This window comes from Streptomyces xanthii (assembly GCF_014621695.1).
Taxonomy (GTDB): Bacteria; Actinomycetota; Actinomycetes; order Streptomycetales; family Streptomycetaceae; genus Streptomyces; species Streptomyces xanthii.
This window is the reverse complement of record NZ_CP061281.1, coordinates 4,693,351-4,716,633: the sequence shown is the minus strand read 5'-3', so window position 1 is coordinate 4,716,633 and position 23,283 is coordinate 4,693,351. Positions and strand designations below refer to the sequence as shown.

At 68.9% G+C, this 23,283-nt stretch carries 14 protein-coding genes and 3 rRNA genes; 6 read left to right on the top strand and 11 right to left on the bottom strand.

Annotated features, from left to right (window positions below; translation table 11 throughout):
* Positions 1–17: 17 nt before the first annotated feature.
* The 7 genes from IAG42_RS21375 to mtnA form a co-directional block, all read right to left on the bottom strand.
* Positions 18–770 (bottom strand): response regulator, encoded by a 753-nt coding sequence (locus tag IAG42_RS21375; protein ID WP_188338569.1) that lies wholly within the window; start codon positions 768–770, stop codon positions 18–20.
* Positions 771–990: 220 nt separating this feature from the next.
* The gene (hpf, locus tag IAG42_RS21370) at positions 991–1,686 is read right to left on the bottom strand and encodes a ribosome hibernation-promoting factor, HPF/YfiA family (RefSeq protein ID WP_188338568.1); all 696 of its coding nucleotides are present in this window, start codon (positions 1,684–1,686) and stop codon (positions 991–993) included.
* A 337-nt stretch (positions 1,687–2,023) separates the two neighbouring features.
* Positions 2,024–2,782, bottom strand: coding sequence for a ComF family protein (locus tag IAG42_RS21365; protein ID WP_188341524.1), 759 nt, complete (start codon positions 2,780–2,782; stop codon positions 2,024–2,026).
* A gap of 407 nt (positions 2,783–3,189) precedes the next feature.
* Positions 3,190–4,947: an LpqB family beta-propeller domain-containing protein gene (locus tag IAG42_RS21360; protein ID WP_188341523.1), complete on the bottom strand. Its 1,758-nt coding sequence runs from the start codon at positions 4,945–4,947 to the stop codon at positions 3,190–3,192.
* A gap of 236 nt (positions 4,948–5,183) precedes the next feature.
* Positions 5,184–7,304, bottom strand: coding sequence for an MtrAB system histidine kinase MtrB (gene mtrB, locus IAG42_RS21355; RefSeq protein WP_188338567.1), 2,121 nt, complete (start codon positions 7,302–7,304; stop codon positions 5,184–5,186).
* A gap of 1 nt (position 7,305) precedes the next feature.
* A complete protein-coding gene (mtrA, locus tag IAG42_RS21350; RefSeq protein WP_018529990.1) occupies positions 7,306–7,995 on the bottom strand; it encodes a two-component system response regulator MtrA in 690 nt (229 codons plus the stop codon).
* 4 nt (positions 7,996–7,999) lie between these two features.
* Positions 8,000–9,205, bottom strand: a complete 1,206-nt coding sequence (gene mtnA, locus IAG42_RS21345) for an S-methyl-5-thioribose-1-phosphate isomerase (RefSeq protein WP_188338566.1) — start codon at positions 9,203–9,205, stop codon at positions 8,000–8,002.
* Positions 9,206–9,345: 140 nt separating this feature from the next.
* On the opposite strand from mtnA, the gene IAG42_RS21340 reads away from it, so the two are divergent.
* From IAG42_RS21340 to IAG42_RS21320, 5 genes are all read left to right on the top strand, one after another.
* Positions 9,346–10,668, top strand: coding sequence for a glycerophosphoryl diester phosphodiesterase membrane domain-containing protein (locus IAG42_RS21340; RefSeq protein ID WP_188338565.1), 1,323 nt, complete (start codon positions 9,346–9,348; stop codon positions 10,666–10,668).
* A gap of 4 nt (positions 10,669–10,672) precedes the next feature.
* Positions 10,673–11,359 (top strand): DUF4129 domain-containing protein, encoded by a 687-nt coding sequence (locus IAG42_RS21335; RefSeq protein WP_188338564.1) that lies wholly within the window; start codon positions 10,673–10,675, stop codon positions 11,357–11,359.
* Positions 11,360–11,526: 167 nt separating this feature from the next.
* Positions 11,527–12,969 carry a DUF4350 domain-containing protein gene (locus tag IAG42_RS21330; RefSeq protein ID WP_188341522.1) on the top strand — a complete coding sequence of 481 codons (1,443 nt, stop codon included), beginning with the start codon at positions 11,527–11,529 and terminating at the stop codon, positions 12,967–12,969.
* Positions 12,969–13,958: an AAA family ATPase gene (locus IAG42_RS21325; protein ID WP_188341521.1), complete on the top strand. Its 990-nt coding sequence runs from the start codon at positions 12,969–12,971 to the stop codon at positions 13,956–13,958. Before IAG42_RS21330 ends, IAG42_RS21325 begins: the two co-directional genes overlap by 1 nt.
* Before the next feature lie 25 nt (positions 13,959–13,983).
* On the top strand, positions 13,984–15,294 hold the full coding sequence (locus IAG42_RS21320) for a DUF58 domain-containing protein (protein WP_188338563.1): 1,311 nt from the start codon (positions 13,984–13,986) through the stop codon (positions 15,292–15,294).
* A gap of 101 nt (positions 15,295–15,395) precedes the next feature.
* Here the strand turns inward: IAG42_RS21320 and rrf are convergent.
* The 4 genes from rrf to IAG42_RS21300 form a co-directional block, all read right to left on the bottom strand.
* Positions 15,396–15,512: ribosomal RNA gene (gene rrf, locus IAG42_RS21315) — 5S ribosomal RNA — on the bottom strand.
* An 88-nt stretch (positions 15,513–15,600) separates the two neighbouring features.
* A 23S ribosomal RNA gene (locus tag IAG42_RS21310) occupies positions 15,601–18,723 on the bottom strand.
* A gap of 312 nt (positions 18,724–19,035) precedes the next feature.
* Positions 19,036–20,561, bottom strand: a 16S ribosomal RNA gene (locus IAG42_RS21305).
* The 16S, 23S and 5S rRNA genes sit together here, the layout of an rRNA operon.
* 578 nt (positions 20,562–21,139) lie before the next feature.
* On the bottom strand, positions 21,140–22,147 hold the full coding sequence (locus IAG42_RS21300; RefSeq protein WP_188338562.1) for a stage II sporulation protein M: 1,008 nt from the start codon (positions 22,145–22,147) through the stop codon (positions 21,140–21,142).
* A 105-nt stretch (positions 22,148–22,252) separates the two neighbouring features.
* Between IAG42_RS21300 and IAG42_RS21295 the strand changes: the two genes are divergently transcribed.
* Positions 22,253–23,263, top strand: coding sequence for an RDD family protein (locus IAG42_RS21295; protein WP_188338561.1), 1,011 nt, complete (start codon positions 22,253–22,255; stop codon positions 23,261–23,263).
* The last annotated feature ends 20 nt before the right edge of the window (positions 23,264–23,283 follow it).

The following is a 23,283-nucleotide window of genomic DNA, read 5'->3' as shown; positions in this document are numbered from 1 at the left end:
GGAAGAGGGCGCGGCGCCTATCGGATCTCGAGAATCTTCTCCCGCATCGCGTACACCACGGCCTCCATCCTGGAGTGCAGCTGAAGCTTCTCCAGGATGTTGCGCACGTGGTTCTTCACCGTGTTCTCGGAGATGAAGAGTTCCTTGGCGATGTCCCGGTTGTTCATCCCCGTGGCGACGAGCTTGAGCACTTCCAGCTCCCGGTCGGTCAGCCGGGGCGCCGGGACGAGCCGGCGCTCGTCGGTGCGCTGGATCATCGATTTGAACTCGGTGAGCAGTTTCGACGCCATGGAGGGGCTGATCTGCGACTGGCCGTCGGCGACGGCGCGAATGGCGGTCGCCACCTCGTCGGTGGAGATCTCCTTGAGGAGATATCCGGTCGCGCCGGCCTTGATCGCCTCGTAGAGATCGGCTTCCTCGTCGCTGATCGTCAGCATGATGATCTTCGCGCTGGGCGCCACCTCCTTGATGGAGGTGCAGGCCTCGATGCCGCCTCTTCTGGGCATCCGCACGTCCATGAGGACGATGTCGGGCAGCAGGTCGGCCGCCTTGTCCACCGCCTCCGCGCCGTCGCCGGCCTCGCCGACGACCTGGATGTCCTCCTCGGCCTTGAGGACGATCTCGAGCCCGCGCCGGAACAGGGCGTGGTCGTCCACCACGAGCACCCGGATGGGCTCCTTACGCGGGGAGCCGGCATCCGGTCCCATGCCGGCGCCGGCGCCGGCCGCGCCGGCGTCCTCGCCTCGCATCGGTCCGAAGCTGTCCGCCATCGTTCCTCCCCCTGAAGGCCGTGGCCCGTCTTCCAGTGCCGGGCCAACCCGAGGCGCCAGCACACCGGTTGACCCGGCTCGGCCATGATTTCATGCCTCGGCGTCCGCGCGGCGACGGTGCGGTGCACGAGGGGGTCGCACGAGGGTGCCCCCGGGGGCGCACGCGCACTCCAGGGGCACCCGATGAGTGGGTTTTCGGACAGCCGCCCGTGGGCCGGGCTCAGCCGCCGATGGCGTCTCCCGCGTCGGCGGCCCGCGCCTGGGCGACCATCGGGTCGGTGCTGACGTGGATGACGCCGTAGTCGTAGGCGTGGCGCCGGTAGACGACGCTGGGTTCCTTGGTCTCGGAGTCGACGAACAGATAGAAGTCGTGCCCGACCAGCTCCATCTCGTAGAGCGCCTGGTCGAGCGACATGGGCGCCGCCACGTGGGTCTTCTCCCGTACGACGAGCGGGCCTTCGCCCTGCACCTCGAGGGATCCGATCCTGGTGGTCGGTACCCCGTTCACCTCGGACTCGTCCTTGGCGATGGTTCCGTCCCCGTTGAGCGTCGCGGCGTCCGGGACGCGCTCGGCGACCTCCGCCGCCGAGATCCGCCGGGCACCGCGCCGTGTGGACCGCTTGCTGTGCTGCTTGCGCAGTCGGGCGTCCAGCTTCTCCGTGGCCAGGTCGAGCGCCGCGTACGGGTCGTTCGCCGCGGCTTCCGCCCGGATCACGGGGCCACGGGTGCGCAGCGTGATCTCCACGCGGTCGCACCGGTCGGCCTGCCGGGGGTTGGGCTCCTTGGACACCTCCACGTCGAGGCTGATCACCTTGCCGTCGAGCTTCTGGATCTTCTCCAGCTTCAGCTTTTCGGCCACGTGCTTGCGGAACCGCTCAGGTACCTCGGTCTTGCGGCCCTTGACGACGATGTCCACGCAGAACTCCGTTCCCGGATAGCTCCGCTCCTCGGCGGAGCATCTCCCTCTTGCACCAGACTCCGGCCACTTCCGGAGTCGCGGACTCGGTGACTTCCACCTCCTCCTCCCCCGCGGACAAGATCTCCACCCCACCACTCCGGGTGATTGCGAAAATCTTTGTACAGACCCACGGGACGGGCATTCCGAGTATGCGAGGTCCGGCGCCGGTCTTTCCTGCCGAGTTCCTCACAACCGAACATATCTCGCCCGGACGGATGTCGTCACCCTCTACCGACGCGTACCTCCATTCAGGTGAACGAACCCTCTCACTACCTGCAACGACGCAGATTCAGCATCAGTTCCGGTTTATCTCGAAGGAATCCGGAGAAGCGGCGATCACGGCACCGTGAAGGGCGATCCGAGCTGCCTTTTCTCCATCGGAAGGAGTGGTTCCGGTAAGTGTTATGGAACGCGTTCCGCAGGGAAGGGCCGCCCGGACCGCGCGTGCGGCCTCGGCGAGCGAGGCACCGGTCGTCATGAGGTCGTCGACCAGCATGATCCGGCCAACTTCGGCGAGCAGGCCCGCACCACCCTCGACGACCTCCAGCGCACCCGCCACATTGGCGAGCCGCTCCCGCGCGTCGAGCCCCGCCTGGTCCACCGGCGTACGCCGCTGCCGCAGCACGGCCAGCACCCGCGCCGGCACCCCCGACCTCCGCAGCGCACCCGCCGCGGCGCGAGTGATCCGCAGCGTCGGGTCGTGCCCCCGCGCCCGGACGGCCCGCCGCGCGGAAGGCATCGGCACCAGCGCCACGGCTCCCCTCTCCCCGCCGGCTCTCACCGCGGCGGCGAGCGCCGCACCCAGGGGCCGTACGAGCCCCAGCGCTCCCCGCTCCTTGTGCTCCAGCAGCACTCCGCGCACCGCACCCCCGTACACCGCGGCGGCATGCACCACCGGCAGCCCGACCGGCTCGGGCCGGGGCCGCACCCGCCCCACGCCCCGCCCGTCGAGCGCCGCCGCGCACCGCCCGCACAACGCCATCCGACCCTCCCCGCACCCCGCACAGGAACCCGGCAAAACAAGCCCCCACACCTCACCCCAAACCCCCCGCATCCCCCCAACATGCCAACCGAACCCCATCCCAACAACCCCTGTGGAAAACCCACCGTCGGGGGGGGCGACTCCGTCGCGGGGCGCGACCGACACAACGGCCCCTGGGGCGCACGAAGTGTGCCTCCCAGGGGCGCGGGGAACTGCGCGAGCAACCACGACGGCGCAGCACCCGACCACAACGCTCAACCCCAACGGCGGCAGGCAAAACAGGAGCGCTGGCCATATCCGACCAGCAACTTCATCCCAGGCCGCACGGAGTGCGCCTTCAGGGGCGCGGGGCTGTACCCGATCAGCGCCTCCGTCGCGGGGCGCGACCAGCCACGACGCCACGACACCGCGGCACCCGGCCACGAACCCCCACCCCAGCGGCGCGGCCCCGCGAACCCGCCCCACCGACAGGCAACCGCCTACCCGGGATAGACAGGCGCGGTCCCATCCTTGAGCACGGACTGCCAAGCCGCCCCGGAGGGCAACCGCACGACCCCGTCATCCGAGTGCGCCAGCAACGGCAACCCGTCATCCTCAGACGCCGCGATCTCACTCACCCGAGTGAGCCCCGGCAACGCCTGCCCCGTAGGCGCGGACCCGTCGCACTGCACGTACCGGATCTGCTGCAGCCCCCCGGCCTCCCGCCCGACGACCACGAGACGGCTGCTGCCGGCCCAGGAGACGGCCGTGACCTCCTCCATCTGCGGCGCCGCGGCCCGCAGTTCGGTCACCGAGACGTCCGTCCCCCCGTCCCCGTCGGACCGCCGCTCGACCCGCCCGATCCGCAGGGACGTCGTCCCCTTCTCCGTGACGAGCAGCGCGATCCGCGCCCCGTCCGCGGACATCTTCACGGCCTCGATCCGCGCCCCGTCCCCGAGCCGGTCGACCGGAACGACCTGCTCCTGGTCGGCCATGCCCTGCCCGTACATGAGCAGCCGCGCGTTCTTCGGATCCCGGTCGGCGACCCACAGGTCACCGCGCCCGTCCCAACTCGGCGTGGAGAAGCCGTCGTTCTCCTTCTTCGCCCGGCTGTGCGCGACGGCGTCACCGAGCGAGGCCCCGGACACCATCGACGTCACGTACAGGTCGCTCCCCGTGTTCGACACCGCGGCGGCCCGGTCCTGGTCCCGCGACACGGCGACGGAACGCAGCACCTGCTCGCCCTCGCCGAGCGGCCCCGGAACCCGCTCGGGCTCCCGGTCCGAACTGCTCTTGCCCGGCATCCGCACGAGCCGCCCCTTGGCGTCCAGGAAGTACTGGTCGTCGAGGCGCCCGGAGGTGCGCGGCGCGAGCGCCTGCGCCCCGCCCTCGGACAGCGCGCACAGCAACCGCCCGTCGGAACGCTCCAGTTCGACCTCCTCCACACTGGACGAGGACAAGTCGCGCAGCGAGAAGAGGAGTTGCGCCGCCATCTCCTTGCAGCGGCTCGGACTGGCCGCGTCCGCACTCCGGTTGAGCGGCACGGTCAGCTTGTTCGCGTCGTCCGGCGTCAGCGTCTTCACGCCGCTCTTGAGCGCCGTGTGCGACGGGAACGCCGACCGTACGACCGGCCCCAGCCAGCTCGTCGGGCCCTTGATGACCTCGCGGACCGTCTCGGTCAGAGGGTCCGTCCACTGCCGCACGAAGACGGGGTCGGCGACGAGCCGCTTCGGCGCGTCCTCGGCGGAGGCCTGCGGATCGTCGGCGTAGTAGTACTTGTTGACGGACTGGTAGATGCGCTGGAAGTCGGACGCACCCAGCACGACACCCTCGGGCGGCGAGTCGATGCGCCACTGCTTGCCCTTGGCCGTGTCCACCTGCGTGAGGTGCAGGTTGCCCCGGTACGTGCGGTCCTGCGGCCGGTAGGCCTGCCGCTTGTCCACGAGAGCGACCTGACGGCCGGTCACCTCGTAGAGGTGGCCCTCGTCCCCCGGGTCGGGACGGCTCGTCGGCCGCGGATTCGGGCCGTCGGCGAGCACCACGGTCTGCTGCCCGGGCTGCCACGCCTTCGCGGCCTTGGGCGTCAGATACTTCCGCGCGATGGCGTACGAAGGGTCGTCGCTGGTCAGCGCGTCGAGGAAGCCGTCGACGATGCTGCCGGGGCCCACGTTGTCCCGCGGCGGCAGGGCGAAGACGCGGACCTGGGAGTCCGGCCGCTGCGACGCCTCGACGGACTGCATGCCGCCGGAGTCCGGCATGGACGCGCACCCGGACAGCACGATCACCCCGGACCCGGCCAGGGCGCCGGCCCGGGTGAGCCCCCGGCCGGTCCTCACGGGACCGCCGGGCCCACGCCGCCCGGCGCGCTCCTCCACGGCCCCGGGGGCGCGGGAGGCGTCCCCGTCCGGCGTGCCGAAGGCCGATCCACGCAGGCCGAGGCCGACGAGGCGCCCCCTGATCCGCCGCGTCACCCGCTGGTCACCCACGCCCGCCGTCACTCCCCTCGCCGCTCACCGGCACCGGTGCGCGACTCCTCCTGCTCGCCTCCGGACATCCCGGGGCGCTCCGCGTCCGCCCGATCCGTCCCGGGGGCCGCCCCGTCACCGGACCGCTCCACGTGCTCGCCCGGCTGCCGCGGCACACTCACCGCTCCGCCACCGCTTCCGTTCGCCCGGGGGACGACCCGGGCACCGCTGCCCGGCAGCGCCGTCGGATCGGCCTCCACCGACGCCTGCGCCCCGCGCGGAGCGAGCGACTGCTGCGCAGCGCTCCCCGAGGGCGGCTGGACCGGCACCGTGGCCCGCTTGTGCCCGTCGTCGGCCGGCAGCCCGGCCTCGCCGAGCCCGCGGTTGCGCCGCGAGTCCTCCGGCTCCAGCGGTATCGGCGACCCGCGCAGTGGCTCGTCCGCCGTCCGCGGCAGCGTCAGCCGGAACTGCGAACCGCCACCGGGCTCGCCCCACGCCTGCAGCCAGCCACCGTGCAGCCGCGCGTCCTCCAGGGCGATCGACAGGCCGAGGCCCGTACCGCCGGTGGTACGCGCGCGTGCCGGGTCGGCCCGCCAGAAGCGGCTGAACACCCGCGTCGCCTCGCCGGGCTTCAGCCCGACGCCGTAGTCGCGCACGGCCACGGCGACCGCGCCGCCCGCCGCGGCGAGCCGCACGACGACGTCCTTGCCCTCACCGTGCTCCACCGCGTTCACCACCAGGTTGCGCAGCACGCGCTCCACGCGCCGCGCGTCCGCCTCGGCGACCACCGGCTGCTCGTCGCCGACGATCCGTACCCGGCTGCCCTTGCGCTCCGCGAGCGGCTCCGCGCCGCCCACGACCCGCCGCACGACCTCCCGCAGATCGATCGGCTCCGCCTCCAGAGCGGCGGCGCCCGCGTCGAACCTGCTGATCTCCAGCAGGTCCGCGAGCAGCGACTCGAACCGGTCGAGCTGATCGGCCAGCAGCTCCGCCGACCGCGCGGTCACGGGATCGAAGTCGACCCGCGCCTCGTGGATGACGTCGGCGGCCATCCGTACGGTCGTCAGCGGCGTCCGCAGCTCATGGCTCACGTCCGACACGAAGCGGCGCTGCATCCGCGACAGATCCTCCAGCTGCTGGATCTTCAGATGCAGGTTCTGCGCCATCTTGTTGAAAGCCTCGCCGAGCCGCGCGATGTCGTCCTCGCCGGTGACCTTCATACGTTCCTGGAGGCGGCCCGCGGAGAGCCGCTCGGCCACGCCCGCCGCCATCCGCACCGGGGTGACGACCTGCCGTACCACGAGCCAGGCGATCGCCCCGAGCAGCACGACCACGAACAGGCCGGCCGTCGCGAGCGTCCCTCTGACCAGGCTCAGGGACTTCTCCTCCTGGGTGAGCGGGAAGAGGTAGTACAGCTGGTAGCCGTGCCCCTGGGGGTCGACGAGCCGCTTGCCGATGACCAGGCCGGGCTGCGACTCCTGGCCGCCGTCGTAGTAGATCCGCGTGTACTTCTGGGACGCGCCGGTCATCCGGTCGACCCGGTCGCGCAGATCGTCGGGGACGCTGCGGTCCGGCTCGACGAGCCCGGAGCCACGCGGCGCCCGCCCGTTGCCCCCGTCGGCGTCGCTGGCGCCAAGGGTCACCACGTTGAACGCGCCCTTGCCGCCACTGGCCAGCTGCGTGACCAGGTCGCTCAGCCAGATGTTCGGATTCAGCTGGGTGCGACTGTCCCCGGACGCGCCGTCGCGCACCCCGGCCGCCGCCGTGTCCGCCCGGTCCTTGGCCGCGCGGAAACCGCCCTCGGCCTGGCTCTGCGAGGCCTTCACCTTCGCGTCCAGCAGGCCGTTGCGCACCGAGCCGATGACGACGATGCCGAGCAGCAGCACGACACCGAGCGACATGAGCAGGGTCGTCACGACGACCTTCAGCTGGATGTTGCGCCGCCACAGCCGTATCGCGGGCAGCAGCGGACGCCGCACCCAGCGCGTGAACAGCCGCAGCAGCGGGCTGCCGTTCATCCCGCCCTGGAGCAGCAGCCTGCCGTCGAGCACCCGGCGCAGGCGGGAGCCCCGCCCGAGCGCCGGTCCCACAGGCCGCTCCGGACGAGACCCCGACGTGGCGGGCGCCGAAGCGGCACTGTCCCGGGACACGTCAGCTCGGTCCGGCCTTGTAACCGACGCCACGGACGGTCACGACGATCTCCGGACGCTCCGGGTCCTTCTCGACCTTGGAGCGCAGCCGCTGCACATGCACGTTGACCAGGCGGGTGTCCGCCGCGTGGCGGTAGCCCCACACCTGCTCGAGGAGCACCTCACGCGTGAACACCTGCCACGGCTTACGGGCGAGCGCGACCAGCAGGTCGAACTCGAGCGGGGTCAGCGCGATCGACTGCCCCTCCCGCTTCACCGAGTGCCCGGCCACGTCGATGACCAGGTCACCTATGGCCAGCTGCTCCGGTGCCGGCTCCTCCGAACGGCGCAGGCGCGCCCGGATCCGGGCCACCAGCTCCTTCGGCTTGAACGGCTTCACGATGTAGTCGTCCGCGCCCGACTCCAGGCCCACGACCACGTCGACGGTGTCGCTCTTGGCCGTGAGCATCACGATCGGAACCCCGGACTCCGCCCTGATCAGGCGGCACACCTCGATACCGTCCCGACCGGGAAGCATCAGGTCCAGGAGCACCAGATCGGGCTTGGTCTCACGGAAAGCGGCCAGCGCCTTGTCGCCGTCGGCAACGAACGACGGCTCAAAACCTTCACCACGCAGCACAATGCCGAGCATCTCGGCCAGTGCGGTGTCGTCGTCGACGACAAGGACTCGTCCCTTCATGGACCACATCATCCCATTAGCTCATCGTTGACTGGCGTGACCTGTCACACAGCTCACGCAAGCCCTCAGCAGTCACAGGCGCCACAACGCCCCATTCGGTGACGATCGCCGTCACCAGATCCGGCGGCGTCACATCGAACGCGGGGTTGTACGCCTGCGTCCCCAGCGGTGCCACCGCGATTCCGCCACCTGCCTCCACTCCCGCCGACAGCGCCCGCGGCGCCGTGAGCTCCGTCACCTCATGCCCCGAACGCTGCTCCACCTCGATGGACGCACCGTCGGGCGTCTCCGGATCCACCGTCGTCACCGGCGCCACCACGATGAACGGCACGTGGTGGTACCGGGCCAGGACAGCGAGCGGATAGCTCCCCACCTTGTTCGCCACCGAACCGTCGGCGGCGATCCGGTCCGCCCCGATCAGCACCGCGTCCACCTCACCGGCGGCGAACAGCGAGCCCGCCGCGTTGTCCGTGAGCAGCGTGTACGGCATCCCGTTGCGCGCGGCCTCGTACGCGGTCAGGCGCGCGCCCTGGAGCAGCGGCCGCGTCTCGTCCACCCACAGCCTGCGCAACCGTCCCTCACGATGCGCCGAGAGCGCCACCGCGAACGCCGTGCCCTCCCCGCCCGAGACCAGCGCCCCGGTGTTGCAGTGCGTCAGGATCCGGTGCTGCCCGCCCGGCAGCAGCTCGTCCAGAAGCCTCAGCCCGTGTTCCGCCATCCGGGCACTGCCCTCGGCGTCCTCCCGGTGCAGCGCCCGCGCGGCGGCGAGCGCGGCACCGGCCGCCGCCTCCTCGCCCCGCGCCGCGAGCACGGCCTGATGGGCCTCCTGCGCCCGGTGCACCCCGTAGGCCAGATTGACCGCCGTCGGCCGGGCCCCGGCCAGCGCCTGCGCCGCCTCGGCCACGTCGAACCCGCGCGCGGCGGCCAGCGCCACCCCGTACGCCCCGGCGATCCCGAGCAGCGGCGCCCCGCGCACGGCCAGCGCCCTGATCGCCTGCACCAGGCCCTGCGGATCCGTGCAGACCAGCTCGGCCTCCTCGGCCGGCAGCCGGGTCTGATCGAGCAGCACGAGCACCGGCCCCTCCGCGGACTCGTCCCAGCGGATCGCCGGAATGCCGAGGGAGCCGACAGAGCCGAGGACTCCGTGGGTGTCGGCCGTCCCGGGCTGTATGTCCCCGGTGAGCCGTATGTCCTCGCCGGATTGCGCGTGCTGATCAGCCATCCGCCCAGTCTGCCCCCTGAAGCGCCGACAATTGAAGGCGTCCAGCTCTTACGGGCCCAGGTCAACCCGCGCCCACCCCATGGCACGATGGCAGCCGAACTGCCGCCGCGACCGCGGACGGGCACCTTGAAGGAGCGACGATGAACGACACTCCGGGCTGGGCAACGCCCGGATCTGCCCCGTCCGACGGCCCCGAGGACCGACGCCAGGACGACCAGCGTCCGAGCGACGACCAGAAGGACGCCTCCGGCCCCAAGTGGTCCGCGGAGCAGCCGCCCCCGGCCCAGTGGTCCGCCCCCTCCGGCGGCACGGACACCGGGGCCGGCTCCGGCCAGGCCCCGCCGCCCCCGCAGGCGCCGGGCCAGGGCTGGGGCACCCCGCCCCCGGGCGGCCCCGGCGGCGGCCAGGGCTGGGGAGGCGGCCAGGGCTGGGGCGGAGGCTACGGCGGTTACGGCGGCTGGCAGGGCAAGCCCGCGGCCGCGAAGCCCGGTGTCATCCCGCTGCGCCCGCTCGGCGTCGGCGAAATTCTCGACGGCGCCGTCTCCACGATGCGCACGCACTGGCGCACCGTCCTCGGCATCTCGCTCGCCGTCGCCGTACTCACCGAGATCCTCGTCGTCCTCCTGCAGGGCATCGTCCTCAAGGACGCCGCGAACTCCGAGGCCCTCCAGAACCCCGACGCCACGCCGGGCGAGGTCTTCGACGCCATGGGCGGCCTCATCGTCGGCACCGGCGCGGTCCAGATCGTCACCCTCCTCGGCACGATCATCGCCACCGCCCTGCTCACCACGGTCACCAGCCGGGCCGTGCTCGGAAAGTCCGTCACCCTCGGCGAGGCCTGGCGCGACGCCCGCCCGCAGATCCTGCGCCTGCTCGGCCTGACCCTGCTCCTGCCGCTGATCGCCGTCGTGATCGTCTTCGTGGGCGCGGTACCCGGCATCCTCCTGGCAATCTTCGGCTCGGCCGACGCCGGCGCCGCCCTCGGCATCCTCGGCGGCATCGTCGGCTTCGTCATCGCGATCTGGCTCATGATCCGCTTCTCCCTCGCCTCCCCGGCGCTGATGCTGGAGAAGCAGACCGTCGGCAAGGCGATGAGCCGCTCCGTGAAGCTTGTCCGCGGCTCCTGGTGGCGCGTCTTCGGCATCCAGATCCTCGCCTCGCTCATCGCGGGCGTCGTCGCGTCGATCATCCTCGTGCCCTTCACCGTGATCGCGGGCGCGGTCAGCGGCGACGGCATGAGCACCTTCCTCGACTCCGGCGGCGACGCCGGCTGGGCCTTCCTGATCATCAGCGGCATCGGCGCCGTGGTCGGCTCCACCATCACCTTCCCGATCACCGCGGGCGTGACCGTGCTGCTCTACATCGACCAGCGCATCCGCCGCGAGGCCCTCGACCTGGAGCTCGCCCGCGCCGCGGGCCTCCAGGACTACGCCGACACCCCCGGCACCACCCCGGGGAGCTGATGCAGTGAGCGCACTGGGGGGAGTGCTCACCGCGCCGGCCCTGCTGACGCGCGCCGGCGGCGACGAGCCGCCGGTCACCATCTCGCGGGAAGCCGCGCGCGAGGCCGCCCGCGACGAGCTGTCCAAGCCCGCGTACCACGAGAACGACCCGAGCTGGTACATGCGCGCCCTCGACGCGTTCTGGGACTGGGTCGGCGACCTCTTCTCCGCCGCGTCCGGCGCCACTCCAGGCGGCGCGGTCGGCCTCGTCGTCATCGTCCTGGCCGTCCTCGCCGCCGGCGCCGCCCTCTGGTGGCGCCTGGGCACCCCCCGCCGCCTCCCCCGCACCGAGGCCCCGCTCTTCGACGACCGCCCCAGCAGCGCCGCCGAACACCGCGCCGCCGCCGAGGCCCACGCCGCCCAGGCCCACTGGAACCAGGCCGTCCAGGAACGCATGCGCGCCCTCGTCCGCTCCCTGGAAGAACGCGCCCTCCTCGACCCCCGCCCCGGCCGCACCGCCGACGAAGCCGCCACCGAGGCCGCCCGTCCGCTCCCCGGGCACGCCGAGGCCCTCCGCGCGGCGGCCCGCACCTTCGACGACATCGCGTACGGCGGCCGCACCGCCACCGCCGCCATGTACGCCGCCCTGACCACCCTGGACACCGAGGTCACCCACACCACCCCCACCCTCCCCGAGGGAGCCCTCCGGTGACCCCTCAGAACCCCGGCACCCCGCGCCGCCCAGACGCCCCGAACTCCCCCGGCCACACCCCGGTCACCCCTCCGGCGCACCCTTCCGCTCCGCACACCCCCGGTCGCCCGCACACCAGCGACCCGACGCCGGAACCCGACGCGCCGCACGGTGACCGGACCGGCCCCCTGGCCACCCCCGGCCGGCCCGCACGCCCCGAAGACGGCCCGAGCCCCGACGCCCCGCACCCCACGGAGCAGCCCCCGGCCGCACTCCCGTACCCCTCGCCTCACACACCTCACCCCGCACCCCACCCGGCTGCTCACACCACTTCCTCGCCGACGCCACCCCCCGGCCCCACGACCGGGGCGACACCGACCCTCACCGCACCCCCGCCGACGCCCCCGACCCCCGGGACCGGCACCGGCGGCACCTCCACCACCCCCACCGTCCGCCAGGTATGGACCCGCACGCGCGGCATCGCCCTCGCCCTCGTCCTCCTCCTGATCGCCGGCATCGCGATCGCCGCCGTCCGCTCCGGAGAACGGCACGGCACGCTCGACCCCCGCTCCGCCGACCGCTTCGGCAGCCGCGCCGTGGCCGAACTCCTCGCCGACCGCGGCGTCGACACCCGCGTCGTCACCACCGCCGCCGAGGCCCGCTCCGCGGCCGGCCCCGACACGACCCTCCTCGTCGCCGTCCCCGACCTGCTGACGCCCCACCAGCAGCGCCGCCTCGCCGCGACGGCACACGGCCCCGGCGCCGCCGGCCGCACCGTCCTCGTCGCCCCCGGCACCTCCGCCGTGGAACGACTCGCCCCAGGCGTCACCGCCGACCCCGAACCCGCCCCGGACACCACACTCGACCCCGAGTGCAGCCTCCCCGAGGCCCGCCGCGCCGGCCCCGCGGACACCGGCGGACTCCGCTACGGCACGACACTCCCCGACGCCGACACCTGCTACCCGAGCAACGGCTCCGCCACCCTCCTGCGCCTCCCCACTCCCCCCTCGGACACCGGCACCGCAGACCGCACCGGGGACACCGTGATCCTCGGCGCCCCCGACATCCTCCTCAACGACACCCTCGACGAGCAGGGCAACGCCTCGCTCGCCCTCCAACTCCTCGGTACCCGCCCCCACTTGGTCTGGTACCTCCCCTCCCTCTCCGACACCTCGGCCGCCACCGACGCGCAGAACCAGCGCGGCTTCTTCGACCTGATCCCCAAGGGCTGGCTCTGGGGCACACTCCAGCTCTTCATCGCAGCAGCCCTCGCCGCCCTCTGGCGCGCCCGCCGCCTCGGCCCCCTGGTCCCCGAGCGCCTCCCCGTCACGATCCGCGCCTCCGAGACCACCGAAGGCCGCGCCCGCCTCTACCGCAAGGCGAACGCCCGCGACCGCGCCGCAGCCGCCCTGCGTCTCTCCACCCGCACCCGGCTCGCCCCCCTCATCGGCGTCCCCCCGTCCCAGGCCCACACGCCCGAGACCTTCCTCCCCGCCCTGGCCCGCCAACTCCCCACCCCGGACCGGGACCTGCACACCCTCCTCTTCGGCCCGCCCCCCGCGACCGACGCAGCGCTCATCGCACTCGCCGACCACCTCGACGCCCTCGAAAGAGAGGTACGCCATTCATGATGGACCCGACCACTGACAACGCCGGGCCCACGACCGATCCCCGCAGCTCACGGGCTTCCCTGGAAGCCCTGCGCGCCGAGATCGCCAAGGCCGTGGTCGGCCAGGACCCCACCGTCACGGGCCTGGTCGTGGCCCTCCTGTGCCGCGGCCACGTCCTCCTCGAAGGCGTGCCCGGAGTCGCCAAGACCCTCCTCGTCCGCGCCCTCGCCGCCTCCCTCGAACTCGACACCAAACGCGTCCAGTTCACCCCCGACCTGATGCCGAGCGACGTCACCGGCTCCCTGGTCTACGACACCCGCACCTCGGAGTTCTCCTTCCAGCCGGGCCCCGCCTTCACCAACCTCCTCCTCGCGGACGAGATCAACCGCACCCCGCCCAAGACCCAGTCCTCCCTCCTGGAAGCCATGGAGGAACGCCAGATCACGGTCGACGGCACCCCGCGCCCCCTCCCCGACCCGTTCATGGTCGTCGCGACCCAGAACCCGGTGGAGTACGAAGGCACGTACCCCCTCCCCGAAGCCCAGCTGGACCGCTTCCTCCTCAAGCTCAACGTCCCGCTGCCCACCCGCCAGGACGAGATCGACGTCCTCACCCGGCACGCCGGCGGCTTCAACCCCCGCGACCTGCGCGCCGCCGGCATCCGCCCCGTCGCCACCGCCGCCGACCTGGAAACAGCCCGCGCCGCCGTCGCCAAGACCACGATCTCCCCCGAGATCACGGGCTACGTCGTCGACATCTGCCGCGCGACCCGGGAATCGCCCTCCCTCACCCTGGGCGTATCCCCGCGCGGAGCCACCGCCCTGCTCGCCACGGCCCGCGCCTGGGCCTGGCTGACCGGCCGCGACTACGTCACCCCCGACGACGTGAAAGCCCTGGCCCTGCCGACCCTCCGGCACCGCATCCAGCTCCGCCCGGAGGCCGAGATGGAGGGCGTCACCCCGGACTCCGTGATCAACGCGATCCTCACCCACGTCCCCGTCCCCCGCTGACGAGGCCGGAGCCGAGAGAACCGACATGGCCCTCACCGGACGCACGGCCCTGCTCGCCGCGCTGGGCTCCCTTCCCGTAGGGATCTGGGAGCCCAGCTGGACGGGCATCCTCGCCGTGAACACCCCGCTGGCCCTGGCCTGCGCCTGCGACTTCGCCCTGGCCGCCCCCGTACGCCGCCTGCGCCTCACCCGCTCCGGCGACACCTCCGTACGCCTCGGCGACCCGGCCGACGTCACGCTCACCGTCACCAACCCCTCGCGCCGCCCCCTGCGCGCCCAGCTCCGCGACGCCTGGCCACCGAGCACGTGGCGCCCCGGCACCGAGTACGCCTCGTCCCGCCACCGCGTCACGATCCCCGCGGGCGAACGCCGCCGCGTGACGACCCGCCTGCTCCCCACTCGCCGAGGCGACCGCAAAGCCGACCGCGTCACGGTCCGCTCCTACGGGCCTCTCGGCCTCTTCACCCGCCAGGGCACCCACGACGTCCCCTGGACGGTGCGCGTCCTCCCGCCGTTCCACAGCCGCAAGCACCTGCCCTCGAAGCTGGCCCGCCTCCGTGAACTCGACGGCCGCACCAGCGTCCTGACCAGGGGCGAAGGAACCGAGTTCGACAGCTTGCGCGAATACGTTCCGGGCGACGACACCCGATCCATCGACTGGCGCGCGACCGCCCGCCAGTCCGCCGTCGCCGTCCGCACCTGGCGCCCGGAACGGGACCGCCACATCCTGCTCGTCCTCGACACGGGCCGCACCTCGGCCGGCCGCGTCGGCGACGCCCCACGCCTCGACGCCTCCATGGACGCCGCCCTCCTGCTGGGGGCCCTGGCCTCCCGCGCCGGCGACCGCGTCGACCTCCTCGCCTACGACCGCCGCATCCGCGCCCTCGTCCAGGGCCGCACCGCGGGCGATGTCCTCCCGGCGCTGGTCAACGCGATGGCCCTGCTGGAGCCGGAGCTGGTCGAGACAGACGCCCGCGGCCTGACCGCGACGGCCCTGCACACCGCTCCCCGCCGCTCGCTCATCGTTCTTCTCACGTCGTTGGACGCGGCCCCCGTCGAAGAGGGCCTTCTCCCGGTCCTCTCCCGCCTCACCAAGCGCCACACGGTGATCGTGGCTTCGGTGGCGGACCCCGCGATCGAAACGATGGCAGCGGCCCGCAGCACCACGGAAGCGGTCTACAACGCGGCCTCGGCAGCCCAGACGAAGGCGGAACGCCTCCGCACCGCCGACCAATTGACCCGCCACGGCGTAACGGTCGTGGACGCGACCCCCACCGAACTGGCCCCGGCCCTGGCCGACGCCTACCTCGCCCTCAAATCCGCCGGCCGCCTCTAGTCCCGCCCGTTCCACCCAGGGGCGGCGGCCTTGGGCGAAATACCCCCGTAAATGCAGAAAACCCCGGACCGTGTCCCGGTCCGGGGTTTTCTTCAAAATTTGTTCGGCGGCGTCCTACTCTCCCACAGGGTCCCCCCTGCAGTACCATCGGCGCTGTGAGGCTTAGCTTCCGGGTTCGGAATGTAACCGGGCGTTTCCCTCACGCTATGACCACCGAAACACTATGAAACTGACAACCGGAGTCGTGGCCTATGACTACGACGGTCGTTCGTGGTTTCAGAACCAACACAGTGGACGCGAGCAACTGAGGACAAGCCCTCGGCCTATTAGTACCAGTCACCTCCACACCTTGCGGTGCTTCCAGATCTGGCCTATCAACCCAGTCGTCTACTGGGAGCCTTACCCCATCAAGTGGGTGGGAATACTCATCTCGAAGCAGGCTTCCCGCTTAGATGCTTTCAGCGGTTATCCCTCCCGAACGTAGCCAACCAGCCATGCCCTTGGCAGAACAACTGGCACACCAGAGGTTCGTCCGTCCCGGTCCTCTCGTACTAGGGACAGCCCTTCTCAATATTCCTGCGCGCACAGAGGATAGGGACCGAACTGTCTCACGACGTTCTAAACCCAGCTCGCGTACCGCTTTAATGGGCGAACAGCCCAACCCTTGGGACCGACTCCAGCCCCAGGATGCGACGAGCCGACATCGAGGTGCCAAACCATCCCGTCGATATGGACTCTTGGGGAAGATCAGCCTGTTATCCCCGGGGTACCTTTTATCCGTTGAGCGACGGCGCTTCCACAAGCCACCGCCGGATCACTAGTCCCGACTTTCGTCCCTGCTCGACCCGTCGGTCTCACAGTCAAGCTCCCTTGTGCACTTACACTCAACACCTGATTACCAACCAGGCTGAGGGAACCTTTGGGCGCCTCCGTTACCCTTTGGGAGGCAACCGCCCCAGTTAAACTACCCATCAGACACTGTCCCTGATCCGGATCACGGACCGAGGTTAGACATCCAGCACGACCAGAGTGGTATTTCAACGACGACTCCACAACCACTGGCGTGGCCGCTTCAAAGTCTCCCACCTATCCTACACAAGCCGAACCGAACACCAATATCAAACTGTAGTAAAGGTCCCGGGGTCTTTCCGTCCTTCTGCGCGAAACGAGCATCTTTACTCGTAGTGCAATTTCACCGGGCCTATGGTTGAGACAGTCGAGAAGTCGTTACGCCATTCGTGCAGGTCGGAACTTACCCGACAAGGAATTTCGCTACCTTAGGATGGTTATAGTTACCACCGCCGTTTACTGGCGCTTAAGTTCTCAGCTTCGCCAGGACGAATCCTGACTAACCGGTCCCCTTAACGTTCCAGCACCGGGCAGGCGTCAGTCCGTATACATCGCCTTACGGCTTCGCACGGACCTGTGTTTTTAGTAAACAGTCGCTTCTCGCTGGTCTCTGCGGCCACCCCCAGCTCAGAGTGCAAGACTCATCACCAGGAATGGCCCCCCTTCTCCCGAAGTTACGGGGGCATTTTGCCGAGTTCCTTAACCATAGTTCACCCGAACGCCTCGGTATTCTCTACCTGACCACCTGAGTCGGTTTAGGGTACGGGCCGCCATGAAACTCGCTAGAGGCTTTTCTCGACAGCATAGGATCATCCACTTCACCACAATCGGCTCGGCATCAGGTCTCAGACTATGTGCCAGGCGGATTTACCTACCTGACGTCCTACACCTTTACCCCGGGACAACCACCGCCCGGGATGGACTACCTTCCTGCGTCACCCCATCACTCACCTACTAACCGCTTGGGCCGGCGGCTCCACCACTCCGAACCACGTCAAAGACGAGGACGGCGGCTTCACGGCCTTAGCATCACGATGCTCGATGTTTGACGCTTCACAGCGGGTACCGGAATATCAACCGGTTATCCATCGACTACGCCTGTCGGCCTCGCCTTAGGTCCCGACTTACCCTGGGCAGATCAGCTTGACCCAGGAACCCTTAGTCAATCGGCGCAAACGTTTCTCACGTTTGTATCGCTACTCATGCCTGCATTCTCACTCGTGAACCGTCCACAACTACCTTCCGGTGCTGCTTCACCCGGCACACGACGCTCCCCTACCCATCACAGCGGGCGTTGGCCCTATTGCTGCAATGACACGACTTCGGCGGTACGCTTGAGCCCCGCTACATTGTCGGCGCGGAATCACTAGACCAGTGAGCTATTACGCACTCTTTCAAGGGTGGCTGCTTCTAAGCCAACCTCCTGGTTGTCTCTGCGACTCCACATCCTTTCCCACTTAGCGTACGCTTAGGGGCCTTAGTCGATGCTCTGGGCTGTTTCCCTCTCGACCATGGAGCTTATCCCCCACAGTCTCACTGCCGTGCTCTCACTTACCGGCATTCGGAGTTTGGCTAAGGTCAGTAACCCGGTAGGGCCCATCGCCTATCCAGTGCTCTACCTCCGGCAAGAAACACACGACGCTGCACCTAAATGCATTTCGGGGAGAACCAGCTATCACGGAGTTTGATTGGCCTTTCACCCCTAACCACAGGTCATCCCCCAGGTTTTCAACCCTGGTGGGTTCGGTCCTCCACGAAGTCTTACCTCCGCTTCAACCTGCCCATGGCTAGATCACTCCGCTTCGGGTCTTGAGCGTGCTACTGAAACGCCCTGTTCGGACTCGCTTTCGCTACGGCTTCCCCACACGGGTTAACCTCGCAACACACCGCAAACTCGCAGGCTCATTCTTCAAAAGGCACGCAGTCACGAGGCAAGCACAAGTGCTCGCCCGACGCTCCCACGGCTTGTAGGCACACGGTTTCAGGTACTATTTCACTCCGCTCCCGCGGTACTTTTCACCATTCCCTCACGGTACTATCCGCTATCGGTCACCAGGGAATATTTAGGCTTAACGGGTGGTCCCGCCAGATTCACACGGGATTTCTCGGGCCCCGTGCTACTTGGGTGTCTCTCAAACGAGCCGCTGATGTTTCGACTACGGGGGTCTTACCCTCTACGCCGGACCTTTCGCATGTCCTTCGCCTACATCAACGGTTTCTGACTCGTCCTGTCGCCGGCAGACGACAGAAGAGAGATCCCACAACCCCCCAAACGCAACCCCTGCCGGGTCTCACACGTTTGAGGTTTGGCCTCATCCAGTTTCGCTCGCCACTACTCCCGGAATCACGGTTGTTTTCTCTTCCTGCGGGTACTGAGATGTTTCACTTCCCCGCGTTCCCTCCACACTGCCTATGTGTTCAGCAGCGGGTGACAGCCCATGACGACTGCCGGGTTTCCCCATTCGGAAACCCCCGGATCAAAGCCTGGTTGACGACTCCCCGGGGACTATCGTGGCCTCCCACGTCCTTCATCGGTTCCTGGTGCCAAGGCATCCACCGTGCGCCCTTAAAAACTTGGCCACAGATGCTCGCGTCCACTGTGCAGTTCTCAAACAACGACCAACCACCCATCACCCCGAACCAGTAGTTCGAGTGCACTGGGGCCGGCACTGAAGGCGACCTTGCGGCCGTACCTTCAGACACCCAACAGCGTGCCCGACACTCTTCCCGCTTCCCTCGACGTTCCACGCTCCGAAGAGCAGTACTAGAAGGAGAAGACGATCAAGTGTGCCGAATAATCAACGTTCCACCCATGAGCAACCACCGTCGAACATTTGCCGACGTAATGGCCCTGGACCACCAAGCAAGCTTGGCGGCCTAGATGCTCCTTAGAAAGGAGGTGATCCAGCCGCACCTTCCGGTACGGCTACCTTGTTACGACTTCGTCCCAATCGCCAGTCCCACCTTCGACAGCTCCCTCCCACAAGGGGTTGGGCCACCGGCTTCGGGTGTTACCGACTTTCGTGACGTGACGGGCGGTGTGTACAAGGCCCGGGAACGTATTCACCGCAGCAATGCTGATCTGCGATTACTAGCAACTCCAACTTCATGGGGTCGAGTTGCAGACCCCAATCCGAACTGAGACCGACTTTTTGAGATTCGCTCCACCTTGCGGTATCGCAGCTCATTGTATCGGCCATTGTAGCACGTGTGCAGCCCAAGACATAAGGGGCATGATGACTTGACGTCGTCCCCACCTTCCTCCGAGTTGACCCCGGCGGTCTCCTGTGAGTCCCCATCACCCCGAAGGGCATGCTGGCAACACAGAACAAGGGTTGCGCTCGTTGCGGGACTTAACCCAACATCTCACGACACGAGCTGACGACAGCCATGCACCACCTGTACACCGACCACAAGGGGGGCACTATCTCTAGTGCTTTCCGGTGTATGTCAAGCCTTGGTAAGGTTCTTCGCGTTGCGTCGAATTAAGCCACATGCTCCGCTGCTTGTGCGGGCCCCCGTCAATTCCTTTGAGTTTTAGCCTTGCGGCCGTACTCCCCAGGCGGGGAACTTAATGCGTTAGCTGCGGCACCGACGACGTGGAATGTCGCCAACACCTAGTTCCCACCGTTTACGGCGTGGACTACCAGGGTATCTAATCCTGTTCGCTCCCCACGCTTTCGCTCCTCAGCGTCAGTAATGGCCCAGAGATCCGCCTTCGCCACCGGTGTTCCTCCTGATATCTGCGCATTTCACCGCTACACCAGGAATTCCGATCTCCCCTACCACACTCTAGCTAGCCCGTATCGACTGCAGACTCGGGGTTAAGCCCCGAGCTTTCACAATCGACGTGACAAGCCGCCTACGAGCTCTTTACGCCCAATAATTCCGGACAACGCTTGCGCCCTACGTATTACCGCGGCTGCTGGCACGTAGTTAGCCGGCGCTTCTTCTGCAGGTACCGTCACTTTCGCTTCTTCCCTGCTGAAAGAGGTTTACAACCCGAAGGCCGTCATCCCTCACGCGGCGTCGCTGCATCAGGCTTTCGCCCATTGTGCAATATTCCCCACTGCTGCCTCCCGTAGGAGTCTGGGCCGTGTCTCAGTCCCAGTGTGGCCGGTCGCCCTCTCAGGCCGGCTACCCGTCGTCGCCTTGGTGAGCCACTACCTCACCAACAAGCTGATAGGCCGCGGGCTCATCCTTCACCGCCGGAGCTTTCAACCCACCACCATGCGGTGGCGGGTGTTATCCGGTATTAGACCCCGTTTCCAGGGCTTGTCCCAGAGTGAAGGGCAGATTGCCCACGTGTTACTCACCCGTTCGCCACTAATCCACCCCGAAGGGCTTCATCGTTCGACTTGCATGTGTTAAGCACGCCGCCAGCGTTCGTCCTGAGCCAGGATCAAACTCTCCGTGAATGTTTCCCCGTGATCGGGGTGACACCACGAGAGCGGAACCGGAGGGAGGAATAATCCCTCGGTTCACAGCGTCCTCGCTGTGCGCCTACCGAGCAGTGCCCGGCAGGACTTTTTCAAAGGAACCTCGTCCCAGCCGAATGGCCGGAGACGGGGTATCAACATATCTGGCGTTGATTTTTGGCACGCTGTTGAGTTCTCAAGGAACGGACGCTTCCTTTGTACTCACCCTCTCGGGCTTTCCTCCGGGCGCTTCCCTTCGGTGTTTCCAACCTTACCAGATCCTTTTTCCGTTCCGTTTCCGGTTCAGATTTCATTTCCGGTGGCCGTTGGAGGGCCTTTGCCTTTCGGCTGAACCGACTTTATCAGAAGTTTTGGGCCGGTCTGACCGGCGTTCATTTTCTGATTAATCGGAGGGGCTTCTCGAAGAATGTTATTTCGTGAAGCGCGCTAGACGCTAACCGTTGAAGCCGAACATGTCCAGTTCGGGTCAACTGTTCGAATCTACCTCCCCGTCCAGGCCGTGTCAACGGTCTTTCCGGGTGAGAGGAGACTAGCAGGTCACACGGGCAGTTCGCACATCAAGCGGCGGTCGGCTGCACAGCGCTGCGTTCGGCCTCGTCCAGGTCGCCGGACTCCCCTTCTCGTACGGCCCGGCCGCCCAGGACGTAGACGTACAAGAGGAACGCGAGCTCGGCGGCGATGCCTATGCCGATCCGGGCCCAGGTGGGGAGGCCCGACGGGGTGACGAAGCCTTCGATGGCGCCGGAGACGAAGAGGACGAGGGCCAGGCCTATCGCCATGCCCAGGGCGGCCCGGCCCTCTTCCGCGAGTGCGGTGCGGCGGGTGCGGGGGCCGGGGTCGATCACCGTCCAGCCGAGGCGGAGGCCGGTGCCGGCGGCGACGAAGACCGCGGTCAGTTCGAGGAGGCCGTGCGGGAGGATCAGGCCTAGGAAGGTGTCGAGGCGGCCGGCGGATGTCATGAGGCCGATGCCGACGCCCACGTTGAGCATGTTCTGGAAGAGGATCCAGAGGACCGGCAGGCCCAGGAAGATGCCGAGGACCAGGCACATCGCGGCGGCCTGGGCGTTGTTCGTCCACACCTGTGCCGCGAAGGACGCCGCCGGGTGGCTCGAGTAGTACGTCTCGTACTGGCCTCCCGGGCGGGTCATCTCCCGGAGTTCGGACGGGGCGGCTATGGAGGCCTGGACTTCGGGGTGCGTGCCTATCCACCAGCCGATCAAGGCGGCTATCGCGGTGGAGAGGAGCGCGGTGGGGACCCACCAGTGGCGCGCCCTGTAGACGGCCGCGGGGAATCCGTGGGTGAGGAAGCGGGTCACGTCGCGCCATGAAGCGGTGCGGGTTCCCGTGACGGCGCTTCGCGCGCGTGCCACGAGTTGGGTGAGGCGGCCGACGATCCTCGGGTCCGGGGCGCTCGACTGGATCTGCGAGAGATGGGTGGCGGTGCGCTGGTACAGGGTGACCAGTTCGTCCGCCTCCGTACCGGTGAGGCGGCGCCGGCGGCGCAGCAGGGCGTCCAGGCGGTCCCACTCGGCGCGGTGGGCTGACACGAAGACGTCGAGGTCCATCCGGTCTGCTGCTCCTAGCTTTCCGGCACCTGTACGGCGCGATGTGAGCTCAGCTTGGCAGACTGGCGCTTCCAAGGGCAGGTCGGGGAAGGGTGGGTGGCCGGCGTGAGCGAGCTGGTGACAGGTGAGGCCGTGGCACTGGAGCTGCGGCCCGCGAAGCTGCCGAGCCGGGCGCTCGCCGTGCTCATCGACCTGGTGGCGGCGTTCGCCGTCTACATCGTGGTGTCGATCGGCGTCGTCGCGGCGACGGCCTCGCTGGACGACGCGGCGGCGGCCGCGCTGGCGGTGGCGATGTTCCTGCTGGTGCTGGTCGGGATTCCGATCGCCGTGGAGACGCTGAGTCATGGGCGCTCGCTCGGGAAGCTCGTGTGCGGGCTGCGGGTGGTGCGGGACGACGGCGGGCCGATCCGGTTCCGGCACGCGTTGGTGCGCGGGGCCGTCGGTGTCGTCGAGATCCTCATGACGTTCGGCGTCGTGGCGTGCATCGCGTCGCTGGTGTCGGCACGCGGGCGGCGCCTCGGGGACGTGTTCGCGGGAACGCTCGTCGTACGGGAGCGGGTGCCGGCCGGGCAGGCCTCGTTCGTGCCGGCTCCGCCCGCGTGGCTGGTGGGGCGGTTCTCGGAGCTGGATCTGTCGGCGGTGCCCGAGGGGCTGTGGCTGGCGGTGCGGCAGTACCTGACGCGGATGGGGCAGCTCGATCCGCAGGTGGGGTGGCGGATGGCGGAGGGGCTGGCTGCGGATCTCGCGGCGCGCACGGGGGCCCAGGTTCCGCAGGGGGTGCCGCCGGCGGCGTTCCTGGCGGCCGTGGTGCACGAGCGGCAGGCTCGGGAGGCTCAGCGGGCGTTCGGGGCGGGTGCGCAGGGCGGGCCCGTTCAGGCCGTGGGTTCCACGGGCACGGGCACGTTCACTCCGTCGGCTCCCGTCGCTCCCGTTGCTCCCGCTCCTGTTTCTCCGGGTGCTGTGCCGCCGGCCTCGCCGGCCTCCGGTTTCGTGGCTCCGGGCGGGCCGGGGCCGTACGGAGCGGACGGCGGCGCTCCCCCGCCCTCGCTGCGCAAGCCCGCGGACGGTGCCGAGCGGCCCGAGCCGCCCGCGACCGGGTTCGTGCCGCCTGCGTGATCCGGCCCGACGGGCCGGGG